This is a genomic window from Fructobacillus papyrifericola (genome assembly GCF_018437235.1).
GTDB classification, from domain to species: domain Bacteria; phylum Bacillota; class Bacilli; order Lactobacillales; family Lactobacillaceae; genus Fructobacillus; species Fructobacillus papyrifericola.
Map to the genome: position 1 here is coordinate 173,390 of NZ_JAAMFJ010000002.1, position 12,972 is coordinate 186,361.

Consider the following 12,972-nt stretch of genomic DNA (forward strand, 5'->3'; position numbering starts at 1 on the left):
AAAAAAACCGCTCAGCGCGGTCTTTTCTAATCGAGGGTTCGAACCGGTCTTACTTGACCAAACCTTCGTTCTTCATCACAGTCGAAACAGCTTGGATGGCATCCTTCGCGTCGTCGCCATCGGCCTTGATCGTTACGTCTGCGCCATGGCCAACACCAAGTGACATCACACCCATAATGGACTTCAAGTTGACTTCCTTACCTTGGTAAGAGAGCGTCACTTCGGCGGCAAACTTTGAAGCTGCCTGTACCAAGAGAGTGGCTGGACGAGCGTGAATACCCGTTTCTGAAATGATGTTAAATTCTTTTGTTTCTGCCATGTTCTTTCTCCTTTTGGAAAAGTCTTATCATCGATTTAAGTTTATCAAAGCGCTTACAAAATAGCAAGGATTATTCGCTTGCAGGCCCTTGAAACAGTCTACCGCCGGACGCTTTGGCTAGTCGATTGTTGTAGGCCTTGCCCAAGCCGATTTCTGGCATCGATTGGACGTAGATGGTGTCAACGGTCTTATCGTCATCAAAGTAACGCAAGCCGGCAAAGAGGTTTTCGGAAGCCTGTTCCAGACTTTCACCCAAGGACCAAGACGGCTGCTCCTTGTTTTTCAACTCGCTTAGCAGGGCCTCATCGGCCATTACCGCATCTGCTGGCCCCAGCTTTTCCTGCAGGTCAAACCAGTCCAGTGGGTCAAAGACCAAAACGTCCTTGTCCGGTGCATAGTGCCGGTATTTCATCCCCGGCGCCTTTGGCGTCTGGTCAGCGGCCAGGGCCTTCTTACTGGTCCCATCAACAACTGTTTGACCCAGTGACCGACTCAGCTCCTCTTCGGTCACTGCCCCCGTCCGCAAAATAGTTGGAACTGAAGCAGTCAAATCAATGACCGTGGATTCAACGCCAATCTGGGTTGGCCCGTCGTCTAGAATGCCTGCTATCTTGCCCGCCATGTCGTGTTTGACGTGGGCGGCCGTCGTTGGCGATGGCTTTCCAGAGGTATTAGCCGAAGGACCAACGATTGGAAAGCCGGCCTGCCGAATCAACTCACGGGTTGGTTCGTTTTTAGGCATGCGGATGGCAGCCGTTTGCAAGCCACCGGTCACAAGCATCGAAACCATCCCCTCCTTAATCGGCAGAATCATCGTCAAAGAACCCGGCCAAAAGTCGGCCATCAACTTTCGGGCCTGATTGGTCACCATAACGAAGGGCTCGATTTGCTCCTCGTCACCAACCGTCATGATGAGCGGATTATCGGCCGGCCGGCCCTTGGCAGCAAAGACTTTCTTCACCGCTTCTTCGTTGGTGGCGTCAGCCCCCAAGCCGTAAACCGTCTCGGTTGGAAAGGCAACCACTTCACCGGCCCGCAAGAGCTCGGCGGCCGCCTTGATGTCTTCATTTTGATTGTTAAAGTGTTTCGTTTGCATTCAATTTCACTCGAATCATTCGATCTAGGCCAGACAGGTCCTGTTTCAAATCAACTTGGGCCCCTGGCAGGGCATCTTCAAATACTTTGACGAGAGCCGGCCCCTGGTCGTAGCCAATCTCAAAGTAGGCCCGACCATTTTCGTTCAAATGGTCTTCCAGCTGAAGGGCCATTCGTTCATATAAAGCCAAACCCTCGTGATCGGCATAGAGGGCCAAATCCGGCTCATAGGCAACCACCGATTCGTCCATTTCAGCCTGCCCATCCCGCCTAATGTAGGGCGGGTTGGACACGATGATGTCAAAGCGTTGGTTGGCAAAGGCTGCCAGCAGGTCCGACTCGACCAAGTCAACTTGCTCAGTCAAATCGAGTCGCTTCCGGTTCTCCCAGCATACGGCCAAGGCCTCCCTCGAAATATCAGCCGCCGTTACCTTCAGCCTGGAAGCCTCCCCTGCCAAAGTCAAGGCAATTGCACCTGAACCAGTTCCAACATCTAAAAGGCTCGGCCGATCGACTAAGAACGGCTCTTTTTTCAAGTCTTTTAGAACCCAGTCCACCAAGAGCTCCGTTTCCGGCCTTGGAATCAAGACCCGCTCATCAACGAGAAAGTCCCGACCGTAAAAGGGCGCTTCGCCAAGCAGGTACTGGGCTGGCCGGCCCTTCAAAAGGCCAGCAATCCAGGTCGGCCAGCGTTCAGCCAGCCAGTCTGGCATGGTTCGGGTCAAATTAGCCCGGAGCATGCCGTAGTTGACTTTTAAAGCACCGGTCAAGAGAAAGTCGATGTTATCAAGCGACTCCCCCTCATCAAGACCGGCAGCCGTCAATTCGGCCAGTGCCCATTTTCGTGCTTCCAACAGGGCAATCTTGGGCTGCTTGGCAGAAGCAGCGTGGGCTGACCGGCCAGCCCAGTAATCAAAACGGCCCTTGCCAACCTCGTTTAGTTCCGGCAGACTTCTTTTTTCTTCTTCAACCATTAGTCTTCGTTCAAGGCAGCCAACTTGGCTGTCTGTTCGGCCAGAACCAGAGCGTCGATAATCTCGCCCAAGTCTCCGGCAATGATTCGGTCCAACTTGTTCAAAGTTAGGCCGATTCGGTGGTCGGTCACCCGGTTTTGTGGATAATTGTACGTCCGAATTCGCTCGGAACGATCCCCGGAACCAACGGCCGTCTTTCGCTGTTCAGCGTATTCGGCCTGGTTTTCTTGAGCAAAGTGATCGTAGACGCGGGCGTTCAAGACTTTCCAGGCCTTGGCCCGGTTTTGCTGCTGGGAGCGTTCGTCTTGCATGGCAACCGTGATGCCGGTTGGTTCGTGGGTCAACCGGATGGCTGAAGACGTCTTGTTAACGTGCTGACCACCAGCCCCAGAGGCACGGTAAACGTCTTCACGCACATCCTTTGGATCGATCAAGCCATCGGCATCGACCTCTTCGAATTCTGGCATGATACCGACCGTGGCCGTTGAGGTGTGCACCCGGCCCTGCGTTTCGGTCTTTGGCACACGCTGCACCCGGTGGGCACCGGATTCAAATTTGAGCTTGGAGAAGACTTTGTCACCAGTGATCATCGCGGCCACTTCCTTGTAACCGCCGACTTCGGTTGTCGTTTCATCGATGATTTGTAGCTGCCAGCCCTGGTTTTCGGCGTAGCGGCGGTACATGCCAAGCAGATCGGCTGCAAAGAGCGAGGACTCATCCCCACCAGCCGCACCACGGATTTCCATGATGATGTTCTTATCATCGTTTTCATCCTTTGGCAGCATCAGAATCTTCAGCTTTTCTTCCAATTCTTCTTTTTCGGGTTTCAAAGTCGCCAAATCTTCCTTGGCCAAGTCATCCATTTCCGGATCACCCAGCATCGATTCGGCCTCTTCAATGCCGGACACAACGCTTTGATAGCGCTGGTAAGTCTCGACCGTCTCGCGAATCTGACCGGCTTCTTTAGACAGCTTCATGTAGTTTTGTGAGTCACCCATCACATCCGGATCGGCGAGCATTTGATTCAGTTCATCATAGCGGTCAACGACCGATTGAATCTGGGCAAAAATTGGATCCATTACGCTTCCCCTTGTTTTCTTAGCATGGCCATGTCCGGGTGGTACCAGTGGTAACGGCAAACCGGCTTATAGGCTTCGTCGCCCCCGATTTGAATCTGGGCGCCTTCGTACTGTGGCTTGCCATCGGCAAAGCGCAACTGCGTGGTGGCTTTACGGCCACAAAAAGAACAAATGGTTTTCATCTCGACTAGCTTGTCAGCCATCTCAATCAAGCGCTTGGCCCCTTCAAAGAGTTCGTTAAAGGCGTCTTGCTTCAAGCCAAAAGTCATCACGGGCAAGCGCAAGGCATCGACCACTTGAGCCAGCTGATCGACCTGTTCCTTCTTTAAGAACTGGGCTTCGTCGACCAAAACGGCAGCAAGCTGACGGCTGGCGCTCTCTTTTTGAATCATGGCGTAGAGGTCGGCATCGGGTTCAATGACCCGGGCCGGACGCTTCAAACCGATTCGAGAGGCAATCATGCCAACGCCGTCCCGGTCGTTAATCATTGGCGTCAAGAGCAAGACTTCCTTGCCCTGTGATTCGTAGTTGTGTGCCACCTTTAAAATTTCAATGGATTTACCGGAGCCCATTGCTCCGTATTCAAAGTATAACTGTGCCAAAAGACTCACCCGTTTTCTCTTTAATATCCTGTCTATTATAGCAATTTTTGCCCCTTCTGACGATGGCCCAGACCAATTTGTCAAAAAGGGCCTAGGTCGTGGTAAAATAGGTGTTTAGAAAAGGAGGACGGTTCATGTCTTTGAAAAGCCAATTGGCCAAATTCACGGCCCAATCATCGCACTTTATCCTACGAGACATTCTAAAGCGAGGGGGTACATCCCTACCAGGTAAGCTAGCCGTTGCCATCGACCCCGACGTCTTGTCGGCCGTTTCGGCCGACTTTGACCTGGTGGTTGTCACGGGAACGAACGGCAAGACGCTGACCACGGCCTTGATTACGCGGATTTTGAAGGCCGGTGGCTACTCCGTCATCACGAACCCCTCCGGTTCCAACATGGTCCAGGGAATTGCCGGCACGCTCCTCACCACCAAAGTCGAACCCTCACCAAACGGTAAGAAACCGGTAGCCGTCCTCGAAGTCGATGAGGCCAACGTTTTGTCTCTGACCAAGGCCATCAAGCCTAAGTACTTCGTGTTGACCAACCTCTTCCGCGATCAGCTGGACCGCTACGGGGAAATCTATTCGACCTATGAAAAGATTATCGACGGGATTCACCAGGCACCCGACGCAACGGTTATCACCAACGCCGATTCGCCAATCTTTGCCCGCGGAGACTACCAAAACAAGCGCCTCTACTACGGCTTCGACAACGTGCCGGCCGCAAAGTTTGAGGACCTGAAGGCGCCGAACAACACCGACGGTATTTTGAGCCCAACAGACCATTCGGTTTTGCACTACAACTTCATTACCTACGCCAACCTGGGCAAGTACTTCTCCGTCACCGATACCTTTGTCCGCCCGGCTTTGAACACGGCGGTAACTTCCGTTGATGAATTAACGCCAAAGTTCTCCCGCTTTTCAATTGATGGACAACCCCTGCGGATCGAAATCGGTGGCCTCTACAACATTTACAACGCCCTGGCCGCCTACACGGTTGGAAAGGCCTTCGGGGTACAGCCCGAAGAGATGAAGACCGCCTTTGAAGAGAACAAGCAGGTCTTCGGCCGTCAGGAATCTTTGAAGATTGGCGACAAGGACCTGACCATTCTCCTCATCAAAAACCCGGTTGGAACCAACACGGTGATCGACATGATGCAGACCGAAAAGGACCCCTTCACTCTGCTTGCCATGCTAAACGCCAACTACGCCGACGGCATTGACACCTCCTGGATTTGGGATGCCGAATTCGAACGCCTGCACGACAGCCAGCTCCAAGCCGTGATGACCGGTGGCGAACGCTACAAGGACATCACCGTCCGCTTGAAGATGGCCGGCTTTGATATCAAAGAGACCTTCCCAAAGACCGAAGAAATCATCCAGGCAATCGAAGCCGCTCCGACCGACAAAGTCTACCTGGCCGCCACCTACACGGCCATGCTTCAGGTTCGGGCCGTTTTGCAAGCCAAAGGCTACATTAAGGAGGAATTCTAATGGCAGACTACACGCTTTCACTCGCCCACCTCTACGGCGACTTAATGAACACTTATGGCGATTATGGCAACATCATCGCCCTGCGCTACTACGCCAAGCAAATTGGTGTGGAAATTGACGACAAGCTCGTTTCCTTGAACGATGACTTTGATCCAAAGGCCTACGACTTTGTCCTCTTTGGCGGTGGCCAAGACTACGAAGAAACGATTGTGGCCAAAGACATGGTCAATAAGAAGGAAGCCCTTCGCGAATACATCGAAGACGACGGTCCCCTCTTGGCGGTTTGTGGTGGCTTCCAGCTGCTCGGTCACTACATGGAAATGGCCGATGGCACGAAGGTTGACGGCATCGGTGTGATGGATCACTACACGACCAACATGACCGACCCTTCCGTCAAAGTCGACAGCGGCACCCGTCTGACTGGTGACATCGTTATCAAGAACAACGAAACGGGTGAAACCTACCACGGCTTTGAAAACCACCAAGGCCGCACCTTCTTAGGAAAGGGTGAAAAGGCGCTCGGCACGGTTGTTTCCGGAAAGGGAAACAACGGAATGGACCAATCCGAAGGCGTGATTTATCACAACGTCTATGGTTCCTACTTCCACGGCCCCATTTTTACGCGTAACGGGAACCTCGCTAAGCGAGTCTTAGCAACGGCCCTGAAACGCAAGTACCCTGAAGTTGATTGGACCAAGAAGTTGGAAGCAGTACCCGCTGAAACCTTCTAAGCGTCATCTTAAAAAGCAGCCTTTAACGGCTGCTTTTTATTTTGCATTCCTTTGCTCCAGGAAAATCAAAAGACCAGATTCGAATCGAACCCGGTCTTTTTAACTTACTCTGATAAGTGGTAGTAATAAGTCGAGATGGAAATGTTATCCATGGCCGACAAAGCCGCCCGCAAACGCAGCGACGACTGGTTGTGCAGAATGTTTTGCCAAGGCTTTTTAGGCACAAACTGTGGAATGATAACCGTTACCGAGTGGTTGATTTTTTCCGACTGCTTAGAGACCTTTGAAACAAAGCCAACAACCGGCTTCACAATCGACCGGTAAGAGGTGTGCACGTCGACGTAGCGGACGTCGCCAAAGTCTTTTCGGAACTGGGCCTGAATCTTTTCTTCCCGCCCCGGATTATCGTCAAAGGAAACGTGCATGGCGACGACTTTAGTCGCAATTGACTGGGCGTAGTCAACGGCCTCCGAAGTCACGCGGGTCAGGTTTGAGACCAAGACAATGGCCGTTGCCCCATCGTATTCGTGACGCACCGAACCAACGTTTTTAACGTACTGTAAGCGGAGCTGACGAGCAATTGCTTCATAGTGCCGACGAATCTTGAAGAAGACAAACATGACCAAAGGCATAATCAAAAGATATGGCCAAACGTGGTTGAGCCGGGTCACGAAAAGGACCACAACCAAACCAGCCGACATCGCTGCCCCGATAAAGTTAATGATGGACTTAACCCACCAGTAAGGTTCCTCGTGCCGGTTGCGCTTCCAGTGAACAATCATGCCAGACTGTGAAAGGGTAAAGGGAACAAAAACCCCAACGGCGTATAGCGGAATCAAGTTATCCGTATTGCCGTGGAAGATAACCGTCAACAGCATTGCCCCAATGGAGAGGGACAAAATCCCGTTGGAATAACCCAAACGGTCCCCCTTATCCAAATAAAGGTGGGGCAAGTACTTGTCCTTTGCCAGGTTCACGGCCAGCATTGGAAAGGCGGAGAACCCGGTGTTGGCAGCCACTGCCAAAATCAAGGCCGTGGCCAATTGGACCAAGTAGAAGAAGAGGTTGTGGCCACCAAAGGTTTCAGCAGCAATCTGTGACAGCACCGTTGAGTGGGCATTTGGCTGAATGCCATACCAGTAGGACAGGAAGGTAATGCCGAGGAAGAAGAAGGCCAAGACACCGGCCATCATCGTCAAAGTCGTTGCCGCATGCTTTTCCTTTGGTTCCTTAAAGTTTGGTACCGCGTTAGAGATTGCTTCCACACCGGTCAAGGATGAGGAACCCGAAGACAGAGCACGGAGGAAGAAAATCACCGTTAAGCCGGAAAAGTCCGTGCCGATTTTAGCTGCCTGGTGGGCAGGAATGCCTCCGGTTGCAGCCTGAATCAATCCCCAAACAATGGTGATGGTCATGACCAGGATGAAGAAGTAAACCGGCACCATCAAGAAGTTGGCCGATTCACGAAGGCCACGAAGGTTCAAAGCCGTCAAAATCAAAATCGTCATCAAAGACAAGGGAACGGCAAAGTGCAGCAAGGCGGGAACCGCTGCCGTAATGGCATCAGCGGCAGCCGAAGCAGAAACCGCCACCGTTAACATGTAGTCAACGAGCAGGGAACCACCGGCAATCAGGCCGGCCTTTGCCCCCCAGTTTTGGCTGGCTACCGTATAGGCGCCTCCTCCGTTGGGATAGGCTTTAATGATCTGCCGATAGGACAAAACGATTGCTGCCAGCAAAACTAAAATAATCATGGCGATTGGCAGTTGCAGCCAAAGAGCCATTGCCCCAGCCGTAATCAGAACGGTGGTAATCGACTCCGTTCCGTAGGCAACGGACGAAAGGGCATCCGATGAAAGGAGGGCCAAAGCCTTAGACTTGGTCAGCGATTGACCCGCCGCCTCCGAACTCTTCAAGGGTTTTCCAATAATGACGCGCTTCAGGTTTCGAAACATGGTTTCTCTCCAAAATTTTCTCTTAATAGAATCCTATTGTACCGCTTTTAAATTTAGAAAAAAAGGACTTTTCTAGAAGAGAAAAGTCCTTTTGACGCCTCTTTTAAAAGTTCTTACTTATTTGGCAAAGTGAAAAAATGAAAGGCGGAAAAGCCAGCCTGTAAGAGTGCTTTTTCCACAAGTTGCCCCTGTTCACGCGCATTTTTTTGAAAAGCAGTCGGAACAAAGAGACCGAGCCTTTCTCGAGCAAAGGCCAGCTGACCCTCGCTCGGATTTTGCAGCATCCCGACCGTCACCGGTGGAAGGAGGCGCTTTTTTGATTCAACCGACCGCTTTAAATCCAACAAGGGCTCTTTTGCAAAGGTAACCTGACTAATGAAAAAGTCCGCTCCAGCCGCCTGCTTTGCCAAAAAATTCCGCAACAGAGCCTCCTGATCCGGCTTTGTCGGATCAACCGTCGCCGCTAGGCAAAGGCTGTCCCCGCCCGCTTTTTTCAAGGCCGTGAGTAAGTCCACAGCCGAAGCAAAACCTTCCTCTTCCAAGCGAAAGTCGCCCCCAACCACCAAAAAGTTATTCAAGCCTTTTTCTGCTGCTAGTGCCACAAAGGGCAACAGGCTGTCTATGGATAAATCGCCCGCCCGCAGGTGAACCAACACCGGCAAGCCATGTTTTTCCTGGAGCCTTTCGGCTAATCCCAGCAAGTCCAGCCATTCTGCTTTGCTGCGCGCCTGGTTGACCAATGAGAAATAGGCCCAGTTTAAAGAGCCTTCCGAAAGGCCTTCAAGGAGCACTTTTTCAGCCTGTTTGCTGCTGAGTTCCTTTGAATAAACCGGCTTTTTATCGCTCTTTAAAATATCAATAATCTTCTTCATTGGCTGTTCTTTCACTGTTAAAAATCAAGTAGACCAATTTAATGATCTGTGCTAAAATAAGGGCAACTGGAGGTGAATTATGTATCAATCACAAGCACATTCAAACGATGAATTAACGGCCTTTATCAACCGGCCCGGCCGTCACCTAGTCTTCCTGTCGGCCGACTGGTGTGGCGACTGTAAGGCCATCAAGCCATTTGTTCAAGGCATTCGCGAAGAAGTTGAAAAGACGGCCGATTGGATGGATGCCGATCGTGATGATAACCTCGATTGGGCCAGCCAGTTTGGCTTGAAGGGAATTCCAGCCTTCGTCCTTTTTGAAAATGGTCAAAAAGTCGCACAAATCGGTCATGGTGAACGTCTGAATCCAAAGCAGATTCAAGACTGGTACCAAGAAACCCTTGGTTAATCACCCTATTTTAACAAAGACCATTTAAAAACGGTGGGTTCATTTCGAACCCACCGTTTTTCTTTAGCTCTTAATAAAGGCCGCCACCTGGTTGGATGGAATGGCAAAACCCATTCCCTCAATGTTGGTGTTTTGTGCCGAAGCCGTAATCTTCGACGAGGCAATGCCGATAACCTGACCCGATTCGTTAATCAGGGCACCCCCTGAGTTTCCCTGATTAATGGCCGCATCCGTTTGGATGACCGAAACGGTCTTGTTGTTCGTTTCCGTTGCCGTCAATGACCGCTTGGCTTGTGAAACAATCCCACTGGTCATCGTTGACGAGTAGGCGGCTCCCAAAGGCGAACCAATGGCCAAGACATTTTGTCCAGTCTTCACCTGATCCGAGTTAGCCAAAGTAGCCACCTGCTTGAAAGCGGTTGACTTGACCCGAATCAAAGCCAAATCTTGGCTGCTGTCAGTCTTTAGAATGGAGGCCGTGGCCTTGTCCCCATTGGCATCGACGACTTGAATGGCCGCCGAATTCTCAATCACGTGATAGTTGGTGATGATATCAGCCGAGTTCTTGTTGATCTTCAAAACCACGCCAGATCCCTGCGAGGCCGTGCTGTAATTATTAGAATCCGTGTCCTTGTTTTGGCTGTCAAAGGCGTCGGCCCCGTCTTCTAGAGAGGCCGACTTTTGCAAGTTTTGGACCGTAACCACCGCGTTTTTGACTTTGGCAAAGGCTGTCTTGGCCTTGTCGTTTGACGTGTAGGCCACTGCAGCAACGGTTGCCGTTCCCGATGCGTTTGTGTGGGTGGCTTTGGCCAAGCGCGCTTGGTACCAAGAATTTGGCAAAGTCGAGATGAACACGACCCCGGCCCCAACAAAAAGGGCAACGATCACGGCAATCGTTGGCCAGAATTTACTTTTAATAAAATGAATATGCCGCTGCATCAAAGAAATTCCTTTCCCTCTTAAGAAAAGCTAGGCTTCATTAAAGCGGAAGGGTCACACGGAAAATCGTGCCCTTCGGCTTGTTATCAATTACCGCAATTTTACCATTGTGAGCGCGAACTATCCATTCTGCAATGGACAGCCCAAGACCCGTTCCACCGGTTTGCCGGTTTCCCGTCTTATCCTCTCGGTAAAAACGATCGAAAATATGCTTCTTACCTTCGGCCGAGATTCCCCGACCAGTGTCGGCTACGGCAATCACCAGGCGCTTCTTTTCGACTTTGGCGGAAACGTTAATGCTGTCCCCGTCATCCGAATACTTCAAGGCGTTATCCATCAGCAAAACGAGCAGTTGGTGAATCCGCTTCCTGTCGATGGCAACCGGCTGCTCGACCTTCACGTCAACGGTGACTTCCTTATTAGAAAGGCTGCCCATTTCGACGTATGGGGAAAGGACTTTGACCACGAAGGCCTCGATGTCGGTCTTTTCCTTCTCAATCTTGGTCATGTTCGAACCGGACTTGGCCAGGGTCAGCATGTTGTTGGTCAAAGAATTCAAGCGGCGGACTTCGGACAAGGATAAGATCACCGCTTCGGATTCCTCTCGAATCGTCGCGGTTGGCTTGGTCAGCATCGTTTCCAGCTTTCCTTGAATGACGGACATGGGTGTTCGTAATTCGTGGGCGGCGTTGTTAACAAAGTCTTGCTGTTGCTGCCAGGCCCGTAAAATTGGCTTCATCGACTGGCGGGAGACAAAGTAAGCGAAGAAAAGGGCGAAGATGAAGGCCCAAACAAAGGACCAAATTAAGACGTCTTGGAACTTCTTCAAGTTGACAACCGTGTCGGTTACATCGACAAAGACGTAGCCGTAGGCAGCCGACTGAACACCAGTACCGCCCGGAACCACAACGGTCCCCTTCTTGAACTTAACCGCCTGAATCCGAAGGTAGGTCTTGTTCTTGTAGACCGTTTTTGGACTCTCCCCCAAGTCATCCTTATCAAACTTCAGGGTAATCTTCCGGTTTAAGACGTTTTTAGCACCGGTTGTCGCCTGTCCTTCGATTTGGTTACCCTTTTCATCGAAGTAAATCATGTTTCCACGGAACTCGTCCGGGTGGGCCATAGTAACGGACTTGCCCGTCTTTTTGGCCGGCTCGGTCGCACTGGCCCCATCATCCATGGCGGACTGCTGGTAGTAGGACACGTACTGATTAATCACCCGGTCGGAATTGTCGTAAATGGTGAAGGTGTAAATCCAGAAGATCACACCGGCTAGAAAGGTAAAAATCACCATGAGGCCTAAGGCCAGCGTGGCAAAATTATCAATCTGCTGCTTTCGATTAATCAGCTTGGTCATCTGGCACCTCAAGAATAAAGCCAATGTTTCGCAAGGTCTTAATCAAACCACCCTGGTCGACGGCCTCTAACTTTCGGCGCAAGTTGTTCAAATAGATGTTCACAACGTTAATGGTCGTATCGGAATCAACACCCCAGACACGGTCAAAGATTTGGTCACGGGTAACGATGATGTTCTTGTTTTGACCTAGGTAGGTCAAAATATCAAACTCTTTTCCGACTAACTTGACCGATTGCCCATGCACTTGAACGCCACGGTTTTCCAAATTAATCGTTAATTCACCAACCGTGATGGTGTTATCTTCTGAGTAGACACCCGTTCGACGAAGCAGTGCCTTAACTCGAACGAGGAGCTCTTCACGGTGGAAGGGCTTGGTCAAATAGTCGTCGGCCCCGACGTTAAAGCCTTCAATTTTGTCGTCCAAGGAAGCCTTGGCAGTCAAAATCAAGACGGGGGTGACGACTTTGGCATCACGAACGTTTTTAATGATGTCCAAGCCGGATTGACCGGGGAGCATCAAATCACAAATAATCAAATCAAAGGGTGATTCCTTGGCTTCAAATTCACCGTCCAAGCCGTCGGTAACGGCGGTCACATCGGCAAAGTCCTCCAGGAAACCAACGATGTTATCCGCTAAATTCTGATCGTCCTCGATCAATAAAATCTTAATTGCTTTTGCCATGTTTGCCTTCCCTTCTAAAAGCCACTTTCCTTATTTCTACCAAATTACCAGGATTAGATTAAGGATAAATTAAAGCGCACTAGCCGAAATCCCAAGTGAAATCGACAGTGCCTTCTCCACCGCCTTCATCGTATCATGATTGGGCTCAAGGTGGCCAATTCGATCACGGAGGCGCAGTTTATCGACCGTTCGCACCTGTTCGGTCAACACAATTGAATCCTTCTTCATGATGCCCGCCGATTCTGGCAGTAAAACGTGGGTCGGCAACTTGGCCTTGGTGATCTTTGACGTAATGGCGGCCACAATGGTCGTCGGTGCGTTTTGGTTGCCCCGGTCGTTTTGAATGATCAAAACCGGTCGGACGCCACTTTGCTCAGAGCCAACGCCCTGCTTTAAGTCCGCAAAGAAGACGTCGCCGCGGCGAACGTTTTCATAATCTGCTGTCATGTTAATCCTCTTGTCTAT

Annotated in this window: 14 protein-coding genes; 3 read left to right on the plus strand and 11 right to left on the minus strand. The window is 51.0% G+C overall.

Features of this window, described 5'->3' with window-relative positions; genetic code table 11:
- Positions 1-49: 49 nt before the first annotated feature.
- The 5 genes from G6R28_RS04425 to G6R28_RS04445 form a co-directional block, all read right to left on the minus strand.
- Positions 50-319, minus strand: coding sequence for a phosphocarrier protein HPr (locus G6R28_RS04425; RefSeq protein WP_213793032.1), 270 nt, complete (start codon positions 317-319; stop codon positions 50-52).
- Positions 320-389: 70 nt separating this feature from the next.
- Positions 390-1,415, minus strand: coding sequence for an L-threonylcarbamoyladenylate synthase (locus G6R28_RS04430; RefSeq protein WP_213793033.1), 1,026 nt, complete (start codon positions 1,413-1,415; stop codon positions 390-392).
- Positions 1,396-2,388, minus strand: a complete 993-nt coding sequence (gene prmC, locus G6R28_RS04435; RefSeq protein ID WP_213793034.1) for a peptide chain release factor N(5)-glutamine methyltransferase — start codon at positions 2,386-2,388, stop codon at positions 1,396-1,398. The genes G6R28_RS04430 and prmC overlap by 20 nt, the downstream gene beginning before the upstream one ends.
- Complete coding sequence (prfA, locus tag G6R28_RS04440) at positions 2,388-3,467, minus strand: peptide chain release factor 1 (RefSeq protein ID WP_213793035.1); 1,080 nt, start codon at positions 3,465-3,467, stop codon at positions 2,388-2,390. The genes prmC and prfA overlap by 1 nt, the downstream gene beginning before the upstream one ends.
- Complete coding sequence (locus G6R28_RS04445; RefSeq protein ID WP_213793036.1) at positions 3,467-4,069, minus strand: thymidine kinase; 603 nt, start codon at positions 4,067-4,069, stop codon at positions 3,467-3,469. The genes prfA and G6R28_RS04445 overlap by 1 nt, the downstream gene beginning before the upstream one ends.
- 134 nt (positions 4,070-4,203) lie before the next feature.
- Here G6R28_RS04445 and G6R28_RS04450 point away from each other — a divergent pair, with 134 nt between their 5' ends.
- On the plus strand, positions 4,204-5,562 hold the full coding sequence (locus G6R28_RS04450) for a Mur ligase family protein (protein ID WP_213793037.1): 1,359 nt from the start codon (positions 4,204-4,206) through the stop codon (positions 5,560-5,562).
- Positions 5,562-6,293: a type 1 glutamine amidotransferase gene (locus tag G6R28_RS04455; RefSeq protein ID WP_213793038.1), complete on the plus strand. Its 732-nt coding sequence runs from the start codon at positions 5,562-5,564 to the stop codon at positions 6,291-6,293. The genes G6R28_RS04450 and G6R28_RS04455 overlap by 1 nt, the downstream gene beginning before the upstream one ends.
- Before the next feature lie 104 nt (positions 6,294-6,397).
- On the opposite strand, the gene G6R28_RS04460 is transcribed toward G6R28_RS04455, so the two are convergent.
- Both G6R28_RS04460 and G6R28_RS04465 read right to left on the minus strand, forming a co-directional pair.
- Positions 6,398-8,248, minus strand: coding sequence for an APC family permease (locus tag G6R28_RS04460; protein ID WP_213793039.1), 1,851 nt, complete (start codon positions 8,246-8,248; stop codon positions 6,398-6,400).
- Positions 8,249-8,361: 113 nt separating this feature from the next.
- Positions 8,362-9,120 (minus strand): methylenetetrahydrofolate reductase, encoded by a 759-nt coding sequence (locus G6R28_RS04465; protein ID WP_213793040.1) that lies wholly within the window; start codon positions 9,118-9,120, stop codon positions 8,362-8,364.
- A gap of 79 nt (positions 9,121-9,199) precedes the next feature.
- Here G6R28_RS04465 and G6R28_RS04470 point away from each other — a divergent pair, with 79 nt between their 5' ends.
- Positions 9,200-9,529, plus strand: a complete 330-nt coding sequence (locus G6R28_RS04470; RefSeq protein ID WP_213793041.1) for a thioredoxin family protein — start codon at positions 9,200-9,202, stop codon at positions 9,527-9,529.
- Between the two features lie 63 nt (positions 9,530-9,592).
- Here the strand turns inward: G6R28_RS04470 and G6R28_RS04475 are convergent, their stop codons facing one another.
- From G6R28_RS04475 to G6R28_RS04490, 4 genes are all read right to left on the minus strand, one after another.
- Entirely contained in the window at positions 9,593-10,468 is an 876-nt protein-coding gene (locus tag G6R28_RS04475) for a S1C family serine protease (protein ID WP_213793042.1), read from the minus strand.
- 40 nt (positions 10,469-10,508) lie between these two features.
- Positions 10,509-11,825, minus strand: a complete 1,317-nt coding sequence (locus G6R28_RS04480; RefSeq protein ID WP_213793043.1) for a sensor histidine kinase — start codon at positions 11,823-11,825, stop codon at positions 10,509-10,511.
- Positions 11,809-12,507: a response regulator transcription factor gene (locus G6R28_RS04485; protein ID WP_213793044.1), complete on the minus strand. Its 699-nt coding sequence runs from the start codon at positions 12,505-12,507 to the stop codon at positions 11,809-11,811. Before G6R28_RS04485 ends, G6R28_RS04480 begins: the two co-directional genes overlap by 17 nt.
- Positions 12,508-12,576: 69 nt before the next feature.
- Complete coding sequence (locus G6R28_RS04490; protein WP_213793045.1) at positions 12,577-12,954, minus strand: type II toxin-antitoxin system PemK/MazF family toxin; 378 nt, start codon at positions 12,952-12,954, stop codon at positions 12,577-12,579.
- Positions 12,955-12,972 lie beyond the last annotated feature (18 nt).